Source organism: Pseudomonas brassicacearum subsp. brassicacearum (genome assembly GCF_008801605.1).
Lineage (GTDB): Bacteria > Pseudomonadota > Gammaproteobacteria > Pseudomonadales > Pseudomonadaceae > Aquipseudomonas > Aquipseudomonas brassicacearum.
Window position 1 is genome coordinate 265,185 of record NZ_VZPJ01000005.1, and the last position, 16,244, is coordinate 281,428.

Annotated in this window: 13 protein-coding genes; 11 read left to right on the forward strand and 2 right to left on the reverse strand. The window is 61.4% G+C overall.

The annotated features are described in order from the left end of the window. Window positions 1–218 precede the first annotated feature (218 nt). From F7R20_RS14510 to F7R20_RS14540, 7 genes are all read left to right on the forward strand, one after another. Window positions 219–1,820: an ABC transporter substrate-binding protein gene (locus F7R20_RS14510; RefSeq protein ID WP_003197779.1), complete on the forward strand. Its 1,602-nt coding sequence runs from the start codon at window positions 219–221 to the stop codon at window positions 1,818–1,820. A 172-nt stretch (window positions 1,821–1,992) separates the two neighbouring features. Next, entirely contained in the window at window positions 1,993–3,408 is a 1,416-nt protein-coding gene (locus tag F7R20_RS14515) for an OprD family porin (RefSeq protein ID WP_003197777.1), read from the forward strand. Between the two features lie 75 nt (window positions 3,409–3,483). Further along, window positions 3,484–5,079, forward strand: a complete 1,596-nt coding sequence (locus tag F7R20_RS14520) for an ABC transporter substrate-binding protein (protein ID WP_003197776.1) — start codon at window positions 3,484–3,486, stop codon at window positions 5,077–5,079. A 74-nt stretch (window positions 5,080–5,153) separates the two neighbouring features. Further along, the gene (locus F7R20_RS14525) at window positions 5,154–6,164 is read left to right on the forward strand and encodes an ABC transporter permease subunit (protein ID WP_003197774.1); all 1,011 of its coding nucleotides are present in this window, start codon (window positions 5,154–5,156) and stop codon (window positions 6,162–6,164) included. Between the two features lie 10 nt (window positions 6,165–6,174). Further along, window positions 6,175–7,086, forward strand: a complete 912-nt coding sequence (locus F7R20_RS14530) for an ABC transporter permease subunit (RefSeq protein ID WP_003197772.1) — start codon at window positions 6,175–6,177, stop codon at window positions 7,084–7,086. Window positions 7,087–7,096: 10 nt separating this feature from the next. Continuing rightward, window positions 7,097–8,065: an ABC transporter ATP-binding protein gene (locus F7R20_RS14535; protein WP_003197769.1), complete on the forward strand. Its 969-nt coding sequence runs from the start codon at window positions 7,097–7,099 to the stop codon at window positions 8,063–8,065. Beyond that, window positions 8,065–9,045: a peptide ABC transporter ATP-binding protein gene (locus F7R20_RS14540; protein WP_003197767.1), complete on the forward strand. Its 981-nt coding sequence runs from the start codon at window positions 8,065–8,067 to the stop codon at window positions 9,043–9,045. Before F7R20_RS14535 ends, F7R20_RS14540 begins: the two co-directional genes overlap by 1 nt. Window positions 9,046–9,165: 120 nt before the next feature. Here the strand turns inward: F7R20_RS14540 and F7R20_RS14545 are convergent, their stop codons facing one another. Both F7R20_RS14545 and F7R20_RS14560 read right to left on the reverse strand, forming a co-directional pair. Beyond that, entirely contained in the window at window positions 9,166–9,423 is a 258-nt protein-coding gene (locus F7R20_RS14545; protein WP_003197766.1) for a hypothetical protein, read from the reverse strand. A 1,175-nt stretch (window positions 9,424–10,598) separates the two neighbouring features. Then, complete coding sequence (locus F7R20_RS14560) at window positions 10,599–12,182, reverse strand: peptide chain release factor 3 (RefSeq protein ID WP_003197764.1); 1,584 nt, start codon at window positions 12,180–12,182, stop codon at window positions 10,599–10,601. 331 nt (window positions 12,183–12,513) lie between these two features. Here F7R20_RS14560 and F7R20_RS14565 point away from each other — a divergent pair, with 331 nt between their 5' ends. From F7R20_RS14565 to F7R20_RS14580, 4 genes are read left to right on the forward strand one after another with little or no spacing between them, the layout of a single operon-like run. Next, window positions 12,514–13,230 (forward strand): ABC transporter permease, encoded by a 717-nt coding sequence (locus tag F7R20_RS14565; RefSeq protein WP_003197761.1) that lies wholly within the window; start codon window positions 12,514–12,516, stop codon window positions 13,228–13,230. A 25-nt stretch (window positions 13,231–13,255) separates the two neighbouring features. Continuing rightward, window positions 13,256–14,158: a glycine betaine ABC transporter substrate-binding protein gene (locus F7R20_RS14570; protein WP_003197759.1), complete on the forward strand. Its 903-nt coding sequence runs from the start codon at window positions 13,256–13,258 to the stop codon at window positions 14,156–14,158. A gap of 15 nt (window positions 14,159–14,173) precedes the next feature. Then, a complete protein-coding gene (locus tag F7R20_RS14575) occupies window positions 14,174–14,827 on the forward strand; it encodes an ABC transporter permease (RefSeq protein ID WP_003197757.1) in 654 nt (217 codons plus the stop codon). Further along, window positions 14,824–15,981, forward strand: a complete 1,158-nt coding sequence (locus F7R20_RS14580; RefSeq protein ID WP_003197755.1) for an osmoprotectant ABC transporter ATP-binding protein OsmV — start codon at window positions 14,824–14,826, stop codon at window positions 15,979–15,981. Before F7R20_RS14575 ends, F7R20_RS14580 begins: the two co-directional genes overlap by 4 nt. Window positions 15,982–16,244 lie beyond the last annotated feature (263 nt).

Consider the following 16,244-nt stretch of genomic DNA (forward strand, 5'->3'; position numbering starts at 1 on the left):
ACTGCGTACCACAGCAGTTGGTTTAGGACGTATCGCCCTTTCCCACAAGTCTTTCAGGCATTACGCATTCACCGCCTGGCCCACGGCTCCTACCGTCGGGACCTGGACGGCTTGCTGATCCTGCGGCATCGCGACGCAATGGAATGAGCTCAGTGCTCCGGGTCCCCGGAAGGACACCGGTTCACTGTTAAAACACCCCGAACGAGAGAGGGAGCGTCATGCGCCATACCTTGGTTTTATCCGCATTGCTGGGCACCGGCCTGCTGGCCACGACGTCCGCAGCCCAGGCCGCTGGCGGCAGCCTGGTGTTCTGTTCCGAAGGCAGCCCCGCCGGTTTCGACACTGCGCAATACACCACGGCCACCGACAACGATGCCGCCGAGCCGCTGTACAACCGCCTGGCCGAGTTTGAAAAAGGCGCGACCAATGTCGTCCCAGGCTTGGCGACAAGTTGGGACATTTCCGAAGACGGCCTGAAGTACACGTTTCACCTGCGCGAAGGCGTGAAGTTTCATACCACCGACTACTTCACACCGACCCGGGATTTCAACGCCGACGACGTGCTGTTCACCTTCAACCGTATGCTTGACCCGCAGCATCCGTTCCGCAAGGCCTACCCCACCGAGTTCCCGTACTTCAACGGCATGAGCCTGAACAAGAACATCGCCAAGGTGGAAGCGACCGGGCCGCTGACCGTGGTCATGACCCTCAACAGCGTGGACGCCGCGTTCATCCAGAACATCGCCATGAGTTTTGCCGCGATCCTGTCGGCCGAGTACGCCGACCAGTTGCTCAAGAACGGCAAGCCTAGCGACATCAACCAGAAGCCGATCGGCACCGGGCCGTTCGAGTTCAAGAGCTACCAGAAAGACTCCAACATCCGCTACGTCGCCAACCAGCAGTACTGGGCGCCGGAACGGGTCAAGCTGAACAACCTGATCTTCTCCATCAATACCGACGCGTCGGTACGGGTGCAGAAGCTCAAGGCCAACGAATGCCAGGTCACCCTGCATCCGCGTCCGGCCGATGTGCCAGCCTTGAAGAACGACCCCAAGCTGCAGTTGATCGAGAAGCCTGGTTTCAACCTGGGCTACATCGCCTATAACACCCGCCACAAGCCGTTCGACCAGGTCGAAGTGCGCCAGGCATTGGACATGGCGGTGAACAAGCAAGGCATTCTCAATGCCGTGTACCAGGGCGCGGGGCAACTGGCGCAGAACGCCATGCCGCCGACCCAATGGTCCTACGACGACACCGTCAAGGACGCTCCCTACAACCCGGAAAAAGCCAAGGAATTGCTCAAGGCCGCCGGGGTCAAGGAAGGCACCGAAATCACCCTCTGGGCCATGCCCGTACAGCGCCCGTACAACCCCAACGCCAAGCTGATGGCCGAAATGCTCCAGGCCGACTGGGCCAAGATCGGCCTGAAGGTGAAGATCGTCAGCTATGAGTGGGGCGAGTACATCAAGCGCACCAAGAACGGCGAGCACGACATCAGCCTGATCGGCTGGACCGGCGACAACGGGGACCCGGACAACTGGCTTGGCACGCTGTACAGCTGCGACGCCATTGGCGGCAACAACTACTCCATGTGGTGTGACCAGGACTACGACAAGCTGATCAAGCAGGCCAAGGTCGTCACCGACCGCGACCAGCGCACCGTGCTCTACAAACAGGCCCAGCAGTTGCTCAAGCAGCAAGTGCCGATCACCCCTGTTGCCCACTCGACGGTCAACCAGCCGCTGAGTGCCAAAGTCGAAGGGTTCAAAGTCAGCCCCTTCGGTCGCAACGTGTTCTCGGGCGTCAGCCTGAACCCATAACCGCTTAGCCACACAGCGAGGGCTTCCTTTGGAAGCCCTCACGCAGGCGCCTTGCCTGAATTCGTCGATCAGGCGCCATGCAAACGTTTGCTAGCTGTGAATGAGTTGCAAAAACCAATAGCCGTATCACCTAAAAAGACCGGCATCAAAAGAAAGAAAAGGAGCGTTACCCATGAAACTGAGCAGCACCGCGATACTGGCCCTGGCCATCAGCAGCATCACCGCCACGGCCTATGCAGAATCCCAAAGCCAGGCGGTCACCCCGGTGACCCTCAAGACCACCAGCGAGCAAAGCGAAGCCAAGGGCTTCATCGACGGCCAATCCATCAGTGGCAGCACACGCAACTGGTACGCCAACGAGCAATTCAAGCGCGGCGCGAAACTCACCTATCGCAAGAACGGCGAAGCACGCGAGACCGACCGCCGTATCAACTGGCTGCAAGGCACCATCATCAAGTACAACTCGGGCTTCACCGAAGGCACCGTGGGCTTCAGCACCGAACTGGCCGCCTACAACGTCATCGCCCTGGACCAGGATCGCAAGGACCTGGCGTCCAACAATGGCGGTGCCCCGACCACCCGTCCTGGCGCTGGCAACAACCGTACCCTGACCCGCGAAGGCGGCGACGCCGTGGGCCAGTGGAGCAAACTGGGCCTGGCCAACGTCAAGGCCCGTGTTTCCAACACCACCCTGACTGCCGGCCGCCAGAACTTCAGCAGCCCGATGGTCGACGTTATCGGCAACCGTGCCCTGCCCTCCAGCTTCCAGGGTGTGAGCCTGCACAGCGAAGAGTTCGAAAACCTGGCCTTCGACGTCGCCACCTTCGACCGCAACTCGCCACGTACCGAAGAGAGCCAGCGCAAGTTCCGCTCCGAATACGGCGACAGCAGCGTTGAAACCGATCACGTCAACACCGCGGGTATCACCTACCAACCACTGGCCAGCCTGAAAACCAGCCTGTGGGCGACCCAGGCCGAAGACCTCTGGAACCAGTACTACTTCGGCGCCACCCATGAACTGGGCGACAGCTCGGTGCTGAGCCTGACCACCGGCCTGAACTACTACAAGACCGTGGATTCGGGTAAAAGCAAGCTCGGCGAGATCGATAACGACACCTACTCCCTGTCGTTCGGCCTGACGCACCAGGCCCATAGCCTGACGTTCTCGTACCAGGAAGTGAACGGCAACGAGTACTTCGACTACCTGCACGAAACCAACGGCATCTACCTGGCCAACTCCCTGCTGTCGGACTTCAACGGCCCGAACGAGAAGTCCTTCCAGATCGCCTACGGCCTGAACATGGCCGAATACGGCGTGCCAGGCCTGAAGTTCAACATCTACCAGGCTCGCGGCTGGGGCATCGACGGTACTCACTACAACAGCACCGGTTATAGCGATGTACGGGCCATGGACGGTGAGCACCACTACGAATACGGCATCGGCGCATCCTATGCCGTACAGAGCGGCCCACTGAAAGCCACCGCGATCCGTGCGACCTACACCGCACACCGCGCCAGCGAAAACCAGGCCGACGGCAGCCTCAACGAGTTCCGCCTGGTCACCACCATTCCGTTCAACATTCTCTAAACTGCCACCGGGCGGTCGACTCACAAGGTCGCCCGTCCGGTCTTTTGCCATTTACCCGATTGCAGAGGATTGACGATGAACATGATCCCCCTACGCGCCGCCATCGCCGCTGCGCTGCTGAGTGTCGCCGTTGGCGCCACGGCCAAACCCCTGGTGGTTTGCACAGAAGCCAGCCCGGAAGGCTTCGACATGGTCCAGTACACGACTGCAGTCACTGCCGACGCCGTGGCAGAAACCATTTTCAATCGCCTGGCCGATTTCAAACCCGGCACCACCGAAGTGATTCCGGCCCTGGCCGAATCCTGGGGCATCAGTGACGATGGCCTGACGTACACCTTCCACCTGCGCAAGGGCGTCAAGTTCCACACCACCGAATACTTCAAGCCGACCCGCGACATGAACGCCGACGACGTGGTCTGGAGCTTCCAGCGCCAGCTGGACCCGAATCACCCGTGGCACAAACTGTCGAGCGTAGGCTTCCCGTACTTTGAAAGCATGGGCTTCAAGGAACTGCTCAAGAGCGTCGAGAAAGTCGACGAGCACACGGTCAAGTTCAGCCTGACCCGCCGCGAAGCGCCGTTCCTGGCCGACATCGCCATGGCCTTCTCCTCGATCTACCCGGCCGAATACGCCGACCAGTTGCTCAAGGCAGGCAAGGCTGGTGACCTCAACAGCAAGCCAGTCGGCACCGGCCCGTTCGTCTTCCAGCGCTACAACAAGGATGCCCAGGTGCGCTTCAAGGCCAACCCGGACTACTTCCGTGGCAAGCCGCCGGCCGACGCTCTGGTATTGGCCATCGCCACCGACAACAACGTGCGCATGCAGAAACTCAAGACCAACGAGTGCCAGATCGCGCTGTACCCCAAACCCGATGACATCCCCAGCATCAAGAAAGACCCGAACCTGAAGGTCGCCGAGCTGGATGCGATGACTGTTTCCTACACCGCCCTGAACACCAGCCACAAATACATGAGCGACGTGCGGGTGCGCAAAGCCATCGACCTGGCCTTCGACAAGGAAGCCTACGTCAACGCGCTGTTCGGCAAGGGCAACGCCACCGTGGCGGTCAACCCGTACCCACCGACGCTGCTGGGTTTCAACCACGACCTGAAGAACCCGACCCGCGACCTGGACAAGGCCCGCCAGCTGCTCAAGGAAGCCGGCGTGCCGGAAGGCACCGTGTTCACCCTGTTCACCCGCAACGGCGGCGGCCCGACCAACCCCAACCCGATGCTCGGCGCGCAGATGATGCAGGCGGACCTGGCCAAGGTCGGGATCAAGGTCGACATCCGCGTGATGGAATGGGGCGAAATGCTCAAGCGCGCAAAAAACGGCGAGCACGACATGGTGTCCGCCGGATGGGCGGGCGACAACGGCGACCCGGATAACTTCCTGACGCCTATGCTCAGTTGCGAGGCCGCCAAGAACGGCGAAAACTACGCGCGCTGGTGCAACGAGAAGTTCCAGGCGCTGATCGACCAGGCTCGCGCCACAGTGAACCCCAAGGAACGCGCCAAGCTCTATGAACAGGCCCAGGTGATTTTCAACCAGGACCAACCGTGGATCAGCATGGCCCACACCCGCATGTTCACAGCAATGCGCAACAACGTAGAGGGCTACGTGATTAGCCCGCTCACCACCAACAACTTCGCCACCACCCAGGTGAAGTAGATAAGAAAACGCCCGGTACCCCTTATCCGAGGGCTACCGGGCACGCCTAACCGGCTGATGAGGTACACCTGAAGATGTTTAGTTTTATTGCCCGCCGACTGGGATTATTGATCCCCACGTTCTTCGGCATCACCTTGCTGACCTTCGCGTTGATTCGCATGATCCCCGGCGACCCCGTGGAAGTGATGATGGGCGAACGTCGGGTCGATCCCGAAATGCATGCACAGGCAATGGAACGCCTTGGCCTCAACAAACCGCTGTATGCCCAGTACCTGGACTACATCGGCAAACTGGCCCACGGCGACCTCGGCGAATCGCTGCGTACCCGTGAAAGCGTATGGACCGAGTTCAGCTCCCTGTTTCCCGCGACCCTGGAATTGTCCATGGCCGCGCTGTTGTTCGCCGGTATCCTGGGCCTGCTGGCCGGGGTGATCGCGGCACTCAAGCGAGGATCCCTGTTCGACCATGGGGTGATGGGCATCTCCCTGGCGGGGTATTCGATGCCAATCTTCTGGTGGGGCCTGATCCTGATCATGTTCTTCTCGGTATCCCTGGGCTGGACGCCGGTGTCGGGGCGGATCGACCTGCTCTACGACATCGAGCCGAGAACCGGCTTCATGCTGATCGACACGCTGCTGGCCGATGAGCCCGGCGCGTTTCTCGATGCGCTGCACCACCTGATCCTGCCGGCCATCGTGCTGGGCACCATTCCACTGGCGGTGATCGCCCGCATGACCCGTTCTTCGATGCTCGAAGTGCTGCGCGAGGACTACATCCGCACCGCCCGCGCCAAAGGCCTGTCGCCTTCGCGCGTGGTGTTCGTGCATGGCCTGCGCAACGCGCTGATCCCGGTACTGACCGTGGTCGGCCTGCAAGTCGGCACACTGCTGGCCGGTGCGGTCCTGACCGAAACGATCTTCTCCTGGCCGGGCATCGGCAAGTGGCTGATCGAAGCCATCGGCGCCCGGGACTATCCCGTGGTGCAGAACGGCATCCTGTTAATCGCCTGCCTGGTGATTCTGGTCAACTTCGTCGTGGACATCCTCTACGGCTTTGCCAACCCACGCATCCGTCACCAGCGCTGAGATCAAAACCATGAGTACTCCAACTACCGCGGTAGCAGTCGATCAAAGCCTGCTGTATCCGTCCCCGTACAAAGAATTCTGGCACGCGTTTTCCCGCAACAAGGGCGCCGTGGCCGGGCTGCTGTTCATGATCCTGGTGGTGTTCTGCGCGATCTTCGCCCCCTGGGTCGCACCTCACGACCCGAGCGAGCAGTACCGCGACTTCCTGCTGACGCCGCCGGCCTGGCTTGAAGGCGGGCAGATCCAGTTCCTGTTAGGCACCGACGAACTGGGCCGCGACTTGCTCTCGCGCCTGATCCAGGGTTCGCGCCTGTCGCTGCTGATCGGCTTGTCGTCGGTGGTGATGTCGCTGATCCCGGGCATCCTGCTGGGGCTGTTCGCCGGGTTCTTCCCGCGCCTGCTCGGCCCGACCATCATGCGTTTGATGGACATCATGCTGGCCCTGCCTTCGCTGCTGCTGGCCGTGGCGATCGTCGCCATCCTCGGCCCAGGCCTGATCAACACCGTGATCGCCATCGCCATCGTCTCGCTGCCGTCCTACGTGCGCCTGACCCGTGCCGCCGTGATGGGCGAACTGAACCGCGACTACGTGACCGCCGCCCGCCTGGCCGGTGCCGGCCTGCCACGCCTGATGTTCATCACTGTGCTGCCCAACTGCATGGCACCGCTGATCGTCCAGGCGACGCTGAGCTTTTCCTCGGCGATCCTCGACGCCGCCGCCCTGGGCTTCCTCGGCCTCGGCGTGCAGCCGCCCACCCCGGAGTGGGGCACCATGCTGGCCTCGGCCCGCGACTACATCGAACGCGCCTGGTGGGTCGTGAGCCTGCCTGGCTTGACCATTTTGCTCAGCGTGCTGGCAATCAACCTGATGGGCGACGGGCTGCGCGATGCGCTGGACCCGAAACTCAAGAATGCCGCCTGAGGAGATTCCCATGTCACTGCTAGAAATCAAGAATCTCAACGTCCGCTTCGGCGACGCCACCGCTGTGCCGGTGGTCGACGGCCTGGACCTGACTGTGGAAAAAGGCGAAGTCCTGGCCATCGTCGGCGAATCGGGCTCGGGTAAATCCGTGACCATGATGGCGCTGATGGGGCTGATCGAGCACCCCGGCATCGTCACCGCCGATGCGCTGAACTTCGACGGCAAGAACATGCTCAAGCTGAGCAACCGCCAGCGCCGGCAGATCGTCGGCAAGGACCTGGCGATGGTCTTCCAGGACCCGATGACCGCCCTCAACCCTAGCTACACCGTGGGTTTCCAGATCGAAGAAGTCCTGCGCCTGCACCTGAAGTTGTCCGGCAAGGCCGCCCGCAAGCGCGCCATCGAACTGCTGGAAAAAGTCGAGATCCCAGGCGCCGCCAGCCGCATGGACGCCTACCCGCATCAACTGTCCGGCGGCATGAGCCAGCGCGTGGCGATTGCCATGGCGATTGCCGGCGAGCCGAAGCTGCTGATCGCCGACGAACCGACCACCGCCCTGGACGTGACCATCCAGGCGCAGATCATGGACCTGCTGCTGGCCCTGCAAAAAGAGCAGAACATGGGCCTGGTGCTGATCACCCACGACCTCGCCGTGGTGGCTGAAACCGCCCAGCGCGTGTGTGTGATGTACGCCGGTCAGGCGGTGGAAGTGGGTAAGGTGCCGCAGCTGTTCGACATCCCCGCCCACCCGTACAGCGAAGCGCTGCTGGCGGCGATTCCGGAGCACAGCATGGGCGCCGAGCGCCTGGCGACCTTGCCCGGCATCGTGCCCGGTCGCTACGACCGCCCACAAGGTTGCCTGCTGTCGCCGCGCTGCCCGTACGTGCAGGACAACTGCCGTCAACAACGCCCGGCCCTTGACCCGAAATCCAACAGCCTCGCCCGCTGCTTCTACCCGTTGAACCAGGAGGTGGCGTGATGGCCGTCGTACTTACCGCCCGTGACCTGACCCGTCATTACGAAGTGTCCCGCGGCATGTTCAAGGGCCATGCGACCGTGCGCGCCCTCAACGGCGTGTCGTTCGAACTGGAAGCCGGCAAGACCCTGGCCGTGGTGGGCGAATCCGGTTGCGGCAAATCCACCCTCGCCCGGGCCCTGACGCTGATCGAAGAGCCATCCTCCGGCTCCCTGAAAATCGCCGGCCAGGAAGTGACCGGCGCCAACAAGGCCGAACGCAAGCAATTGCGCAAAGACGTGCAGATGGTCTTCCAGAGCCCGTACGCGTCCCTCAACCCACGGCAGAAAATCGGTGATCAGCTGGCCGAACCGTTGCTGATCAACACCAGCCTGTCGGCCACCGAGCGGCGGGAAAAAGTCCAGGCGATGATGAAGCAGGTGGGCCTGCGCCCCGAGCATTACCAGCGCTACCCGCACATGTTCTCCGGTGGCCAGCGCCAGCGCATCGCCCTGGCCCGCGCCATGATGCTGCAACCCAAGGTGCTGGTGGCGGACGAACCGACGTCGGCGCTGGACGTGTCGATCCAGGCCCAGGTGCTGAACCTGTTCATGGACCTGCAGCAGGAATTCAACACCGCCTACGTGTTCATTTCCCACAACCTGGCGGTGGTGCAGCACGTGGCTGACGACGTGATGGTGATGTACCTCGGTCGCCCGGTGGAAATGGGCCCCAACGAGTCCATCTACAGCCGCCCGCTGCACCCGTACACCCAGGCGCTGCTGTCGGCCACCCCGACCATCCACCCGGACCCGAACAAGCCGAAGATCAAGATCGTCGGCGAACTGCCCAACCCGCTCAACCCACCGTCCGGCTGCGCCTTCCACAAGCGCTGCCCGTACGCCACCGAGCGCTGCAAGACCGAAGAACCGGCGTTGCGCTTGCTCGATAACCGGCAGGTGGCGTGTCATTACGCCGAGCAGTTCCTCGACGGTGCGGCATGAGCAAGGCTTGATCATCCACAGGTTCAACCCATGCACTGGGTAATGCATCAGGCATGAAAAACCCCTCCAGTCCCGACTGAGTATCAGTTGGGCTGGAGGGGTTTTCTTTAGGTTAGAGACCTACGTCTGGCTATCATCCTCTTCATTTTCATCTTCATCACCGTCCGGCGTATCGATTGGCGCGCCATCATCGTCCTCGCCATCATCCGGATCACCGGCATCCGAATCGGACGCAGCAAGCATCAACTCACCCTGCGCCACCGAGCCACTCGATGCGTGCTGCTCGTGCTCATCGCATTCCGCCCAAGCGGCGGTGGAGCCCAGGGACAGCATCACCAAGACCTTCAGCAAAAACATCATGCGTAGCAGCTTGTTCATAGCCAATTCCTTCTTTTCCGGATAAAGCCGGGACCTGACGGCGCTCAAGAAAATCTAGTTCTGAACAGGCCGGTTCACCAGATAGGACGCTCCAGAACAGACAGAAATGCCATAGCCCGACAGATTGGTTTCGAATAAGCGTTATCTCCAAACCTACTAACGCCAGGAACCTATGTGGGAGCAAGGCTTGCCCGCGAAGAGGCCGGCACATCCAACATCCAGGCAAGCTGACCCACCACTATCGCGAGCAAGCTTTGCTCCCACAGAGGGAACTGTGCCGAGCACAAGTTTCTTGCCCACTGAAGATCCAGTGTGGGAGCAAGGCTTGCCCGCGAAGAGGCCGGTACATGCAACATCCAGGCAAGCTGACCCACCGCTATCGCGAGCAAGCTCGCTCCCACAGAGGGAACTGTGCCAAACATAAATTTCTTGTCCACTGAAGATCCAGTGTGGGAGCGGGCTTGCCCGCGAAGAGGCCGGTACATCCAACATCAATGCAAGCTGACCCACCGCTATCGCGAGCAAGTTTTGCTCCCACAGAGGAAACTGTGCCGAGCACAAGTTTCTTGTCCACTGAAGATCCAGTGTGGGAGCAAGGCTTGCCCGCGAAGAGGCCGGCACATCCAATATCCAGGCAAGCCGACCCACCGCTATCGCGAGCAAGCTTTGCTCCCACAGAGGAAACTGTGCCAAACACAAGTTTCTTGTCCACTGAAGATCCAGTGTGGGAGCAAGGCTTGCCCGCGATGGCGGCGGTACATCCAACATCCGGGCAAGCTGACCCACCGCTATCGCGAGCAAGCTCGCTCCCACAGAGGGAACTGTGCCGAGCACAAGTTTCTTGCCCACTGAAGATCCAGTGTGGGAGCAAGGCTTGCCCGCGAAGAGGCCGGCACATCCAACATCCAGGCAAGCTGACCCACCAATATCGCGAGCAAGCTTTGCTCCCACAGAGGGAACTGTGCCGAGCACAAGTTTCTTGTCCACTGAAGATCCAGTGTGGGAGCAAGGCTCGCCCGCGAAGAGGCCGGCATATCCAACATCAACTCCAGCTGACACGCCGCTATCGCGAGCAGGCTCGCTCCCACAGTTAATTATTCATGTTCAGGACATGGGACAAGCCATAAAAAACCCCGCAGCTTTCGCAACGGGGTTTCGGTTTCAACACTCAGCGCTTAGTGATGCTCACGCGTCGCGCGGAATTTCACGTCCGGCCAGCGCTCTTCCATCAGTGCCAGGTTGACTCGGGTCGGGGCCAGGTAGGTCAGGTGACCGCCGCCGTCCAGCGCGAGGTTTTCCACGGCCTTGTTGGAGAATTCCTCGAGTTTCTTTTTGTCGCCGCATTCGATCCAACGAGCGGAGTACACGGTGATCGGCTCGTAGGAGCACTCGACCTTGTATTCCTCTTTCAAGCGGCTGGCGACGACGTCGAACTGCAGCACACCGACAGCACCGAGGATGATGTCGTTGCTGCGGGTCGGGAAGAACACCTGGGTGGCGCCCTCTTCGGCCAGTTGCTGGAGACCCTGGCGCAGTTGCTTGGACTTGAGCGGATCCTTCAGGCGTACGCGGCGGAACAGTTCCGGGGCGAAGTGCGGGATGCCGGTAAAGCCCAGGGTTTCGCCTTCGGTGAAGGTGTCGCCGATCTGGATGGTGCCGTGGTTATGCAGGCCGATGATGTCACCGGCAAAAGCCTCTTCCAGTTGCTCGCGTTCCGAGGAGAAGAACGTCAAGGCGTCGCCGATGCGCACGTCCTTGCCGGTGCGCACGTGGCGCATCTTCATGCCCTTTTCGTATTTGCCGGAGCAGATGCGCATGAAGGCGATACGGTCGCGGTGCTTGGGGTCCATGTTCGCCTGGATCTTGAACACGAAGCCCGAGAACTTCTCTTCCACCGGCTCCACGGTGCGCTCGTTGGCGACACGGGCCAGCGGGCGCGGGGCCCAATCGACCACGGCGTCGAGCACATGGTCCACACCGAAGTTGCCCAGGGCGGTACCGAAGAACACCGGGGTCAGTTGACCGTCGAGGAACTCCTGCTGATTGAACTCATGGCAGGCGCCCTGCACCAGTTCCAGTTGCTCGACGAAACGATCGTACTCGTCGCCCAGGTGCGCGCGCGCCTCGTCGGAGTCGAGCTTCTCGATGATCTTGACGTCGGTGCGCTCGTGCCCGTGACCAGCGGTGTAGACGATGATGTAGTCGTCGGCCAGGTGGTACACGCCCTTGAAGTCGCGGTAGCAACCGATCGGCCAGGTGATCGGCGCGGCCTTGATCTTCAGGACTGCTTCGATCTCGTCGAGCAGTTCGATCGGGTCGCGGATGTCGCGGTCGAGTTTGTTGATGAAGCTGACAATCGGCGTGTCCCGCAGACGGCAGACGTCCATCAGCGCGATGGTCCGTGGCTCGACGCCTTTACCGCCGTCGAGGACCATCAGCGCCGAGTCCACTGCCGTCAGGGTGCGGTAGGTGTCTTCGGAGAAGTCTTCGTGGCCCGGGGTGTCGAGCAGGTTGATCATGTGATCGCGATACGGGAACTGCATGACCGACGTGGTAATGGAAATACCCCGTTGCTTTTCCATTTCCATCCAGTCGGAGGTGGCATGGCGGTCGGATTTGCGAGATTTCACCGTGCCGGCGACCGCAATCGCCTTGCCCATCAGCAAGAGCTTCTCGGTGATGGTGGTCTTACCGGCATCGGGGTGGGAAATAATGGCGAAAGTGCGGCGTTTCGCGACTTCGGCGGCCTGGTTGGTCATGGGAAATCGCCTGGCAGGTGATTCAAAAAAGGGCGGCGATTATAGCTCAACTTGTGCCAGGAACCGAACCGTTGAGCACATCCAGGGTGGCCAGATCTTCCCCGGCATGGGAACCTTTAGCAGTGTGGAGGCGTCCACCACCCTGTTACGGCTATTCGTCAGGGTCTGAAAATCAGCAAGTTAGCCTGACGAGGCTGCGCTCATGGCTCGATTTACCTGCCGTTTTACCGGTATGGAAAAGAGCTGCTTCTCGCGAACGTTTTCCCGGCAACCAGTGATGGTTTGCCGCCCGGGAAAGCGTGCGCCGACTGAAAGACAAAGGAGTCCGCCTGTGGCTATCCGCTATGGCAAAGGGCTTATCGGGGGTGCGGTCGTCGTCGCGCTCCTGGCCCTGTTGGTCCACTGGATCGGCATCGATACGATCCAACGCTACCACGACGATCTGCTGTTCTACCTGCAAGCGCACCTGCTGCTGGTACTGGCCTCCATGCTGGCGGCCCTGCTCGTGGGCATTCCCGCCGGCATCGCCCTCAGCCGCCCCGGCATGGTCGGGCGCGCCGAACGCTTCATGCAAGTGTTCAACATCGGCAACACTGTGCCGCCCCTGGCCGTGCTGGCCATCGCCCTGGGCATCCTGGGCATCGGCAGCGGTCCCGCCATCTTCGCCCTGTTCCTCGCCTCGCTGTTGCCCATCGTGCGCAACACCTATGAAGGCCTGAAAAACGTCCAGGGCTCCCTCAAGGAAGCCGCCGTCGGCATCGGCATGACCCCGCGCCAGGTACTGTGGAAAGTCGAGTTGCCCAACGCCGTGCCGATCATCGTCGGTGGCGTGCGCGTGGCCCTGGCGATCAACGTCGGCACCGCGCCGCTGGCGTTCCTGATCGGCGCCAACAGTCTCGGCAGCCTGATCTTCCCCGGCATCGCCTTGAACAACCAGCCGCAGCTGTTGCTCGGCGCGGCCTGCACCGCCCTGCTGGCGCTGCTGCTCGACGGCCTGGTGACAATGGCCAGCCGCCTCTGGCTGGAACGCGGTCTGCGACCGTCATAAGCCGGCTGGATAAAGGAAATCGTTTATGAAGAAGTTGAGCTTGATACTGGGCTGCGTCCTGCTGTTCGCAGGATTCGCCCAAGCCGCTGAAAAACCGTTGATCCGCCTTGGCGCCCGAGTGTTCACCGAACAGACGCTGCTGGCGGAAATCACCGCGCAATACCTGCGCAGCAAGGGCTACGACGCGCAGATTACCGGTGGCCTGGGCAGCAACCTGGCCCGCAGCGCCCATGAAACCGGGCAACTGGACATGCTCTGGGAATACACCGGCGTGTCGCTGGTGGCCTACAACCACGTCACGGAGAAACTCGACAGCGCCCAGTCCTACGCCCGGGTGAAAGAACTCGACGCGAAAAAAGGCCTGGTCTGGCTGACACCGTCAAAATTCAGCAACACCTACGCCCTGGCCCTGCCGGAAAAAATCGCCCGCCAGTACCCGCAGATCAACAGCATCAGCCAGTTGAACACGGTGCTGCAGGCCGAAGCCGATGACGATCATCTGGTGGCCCTGGACACCGAGTTCGCCAACCGCTCAGACGGCCTGGCGGGCATGGTCGAGCAGTACGGCATGAACCTGACCCGCAAGAACATCCGGCAGATGGACGCGGGCCTGGTCTACACCGCCCTGCGCAACGGCCAGGTCTTCGCCGGCCTGGTGTACACCACCGACGGCCGGTTGAACGCGTTCAAGCTGAAGTTGCTGGAAGACGACAAGCATTACTTCCCCGACTACACCGCCGCACCAGTGGTGCGCCAGGCGTACCTCGACGCGCACCCGCAACTGGCCGAACAGCTCAAGCCCCTGGCCGAGCTGTTCGACGACGCAACCATGCGCCAGCTCAACGCCCGCGTGGACGTCAACCACGAAAGCCCTTCCACCGTTGCCGCTGATTTCCTGCGCCAGCATTCGCTGCTCTCAACCCAATGACCTGGAGGAAAAGCCATGGATTTTCTTGACGCCTTTTCCCATCTGGATTGGCCGCTGGTACTGCACCTGACCTGGCAGCACATCACCCTGGTGGGCATCGCTGTGACCCTGGCCATTGTCGTCGGTGTGCCGCTGGGCATCTTCATGACCCGCTTCCCGGCGCTCGCCGGCCCATTGCAGGCCAGCGCCACGGTGCTGCTGACGATTCCGTCGATTGCGCTGTTCGGCCTGCTGCTGCCGTTCTATTCCAAGTTCGGCCAAGGCCTGGGCCCAATGCCGGCGATCACTGCAGTGTTTCTCTATTCGCTGTTGCCGATCATGCGCAACACCTACCTGGCCCTGACCGGCGTCGAACCGGGCATCCGTGAGGCCGCCCGTGGCATCGGCATGACCTTCGGCCAGCGCCTGCGCATGGTCGAACTGCCCATCGCCGTGCCGGTGATCCTGGCCGGCGTGCGCACCGCCGTGGTCATGAACATCGGCGTCATGACCATCGCCGCCACCATCGGCGCCGGTGGCCTGGGCGTGCTCATCCTCGCTTCCATCAGCCGCAGCGACATGTCGATGCTGATCGTCGGCGCCGTGCTGGTCAGTCTCCTGGCCATCTTCGCCGACCTGCTTCTGCAATGGCTGCAACGCTCGCTGACCCCAAAAGGACTATTGAAATGATCGAACTTCAAAACCTCAGCAAAACCTTCAAGAGCAACGGCAAAGACGTCAAAGCCGTGGACTCGGTGAACCTGACCGTCAACGAAGGCGAGATCTGCGTGTTCCTCGGGCCGTCGGGCTGTGGCAAAAGCACCACGCTGAAGATGATCAATCGCCTGATCCCGCCCACCTCCGGCAAGGTGTTGATCAACGGTGAAGACACCACCGGCCTGGACGAAGTGACCCTGCGCCGCAACATCGGCTATGTGATCCAGCAGATCGGCCTGTTCCCGAACATGACCATCGAGGAAAACATCACCGTGGTCCCGCGCCTGCTCGGCTGGGACAAGCAGAAATGCCACGACCGCGCCCGCGAGCTGATGAGCATGATCAAGCTCGAGCCCAAGCAATACCTGCATCGCTACCCCCGTGAACTGTCCGGCGGCCAGCAGCAACGGATCGGCGTGATCCGGGCCCTGGCGGCCGATGCGCCGTTGCTGCTGATGGACGAACCCTTCGGCGCGGTGGACCCGATCAACCGCGAGATGATCCAGAATGAGTTCTTCGAGATGCAGCGGGCGTTGAACAAGACCGTGATCATGGTCAGCCACGACATCGACGAAGCCATCAAGCTGGGGGACAAGATTGCGATCTTCCGCGCTGGCAAGCTGGTCCAGTTCGATCACCCGGACACACTGCTGGCCCATCCGGCCGACGAGTTCGTCAGCAGCTTCGTCGGCCAGGACAGCACGCTCAAGCGCCTGTTGCTGGTCAAGGCCGAAGACGCGGCGGACAACGCCCCGTCTGTCAGCCCCGAGACGCCAGTGGGTGAGGCACTGGAGTTGATGGACGAACATGACCGTCGCTACGTGGTGGTCACCTGTGCCGAGAACAAGGCCCTGGGGTATGTGCGCCGCCGCGACCTGTACCGCCAGACCGGCACCTGCGGACAATACCTGCGCGAATTCAACGCCACCGCCGCGTATGACGAACACCTGCGGATCCTGCTGTCGCGCATGTACGAGTTCAACCGCTCGTGGCTGCCGGTGATGGATGCCGAGCGGGTGTTCCTCGGGGAAGTGACCCAGGAATCGATTGCCGAGTACCTGAGCTCCGGACGTTCGCGCGGGGGCAAGACCAGCATTGTCTCACCGGCCGAGACTGCGTTGGCCTGATCGAGCACAGCAGCCTTTGACTGATCGTTCCCACGCTCTGCGTGGGAACGCCTCCACGGACGCTCCGCGTTCGGCTCTGGGGACGCGGAGCGTCCCGGGCTGCATGCCCACGCAGAGCGTGGGAACGATCATCAACCGCCTTGAAAAACCAATCCAAGGGAACATCAATCTGTCACGCAGGTCGGTTACATCATGAGCTGTCGCGGGCCGCACGACGGATGTGTGCAAAAACGCGACATTTTTAGTTGATCTCAGGCCCCTCA

Coding starts and splice junctions, on each gene's coding strand:
- F7R20_RS14570 (WP_003197759.1), top strand. CDS start 13,256: ATGAAGAAGTTGAGCTTGATACTGGGCTGCGTCCTGCTGTTCGCAGGA.
- F7R20_RS14535 (WP_003197769.1), top strand. CDS start 7,097: ATGTCACTGCTAGAAATCAAGAATCTCAACGTCCGCTTCGGCGACGCC.
- F7R20_RS14525 (WP_003197774.1), top strand. CDS start 5,154: ATGTTTAGTTTTATTGCCCGCCGACTGGGATTATTGATCCCCACGTTC.
- F7R20_RS14580 (WP_003197755.1), top strand. CDS start 14,824: ATGATCGAACTTCAAAACCTCAGCAAAACCTTCAAGAGCAACGGCAAA.
- F7R20_RS14515 (WP_003197777.1), top strand. CDS start 1,993: ATGAAACTGAGCAGCACCGCGATACTGGCCCTGGCCATCAGCAGCATC.
- F7R20_RS14575 (WP_003197757.1), top strand. CDS start 14,174: ATGGATTTTCTTGACGCCTTTTCCCATCTGGATTGGCCGCTGGTACTG.
- F7R20_RS14530 (WP_003197772.1), top strand. CDS start 6,175: ATGAGTACTCCAACTACCGCGGTAGCAGTCGATCAAAGCCTGCTGTAT.
- F7R20_RS14540 (WP_003197767.1), top strand. CDS start 8,065: ATGGCCGTCGTACTTACCGCCCGTGACCTGACCCGTCATTACGAAGTG.
- F7R20_RS14545 (WP_003197766.1), bottom strand. CDS start 9,423: ATGAACAAGCTGCTACGCATGATGTTTTTGCTGAAGGTCTTGGTGATG.
- F7R20_RS14520 (WP_003197776.1), top strand. CDS start 3,484: ATGAACATGATCCCCCTACGCGCCGCCATCGCCGCTGCGCTGCTGAGT.
- F7R20_RS14560 (WP_003197764.1), bottom strand. CDS start 12,182: ATGACCAACCAGGCCGCCGAAGTCGCGAAACGCCGCACTTTCGCCATT.
- F7R20_RS14510 (WP_003197779.1), top strand. CDS start 219: ATGCGCCATACCTTGGTTTTATCCGCATTGCTGGGCACCGGCCTGCTG.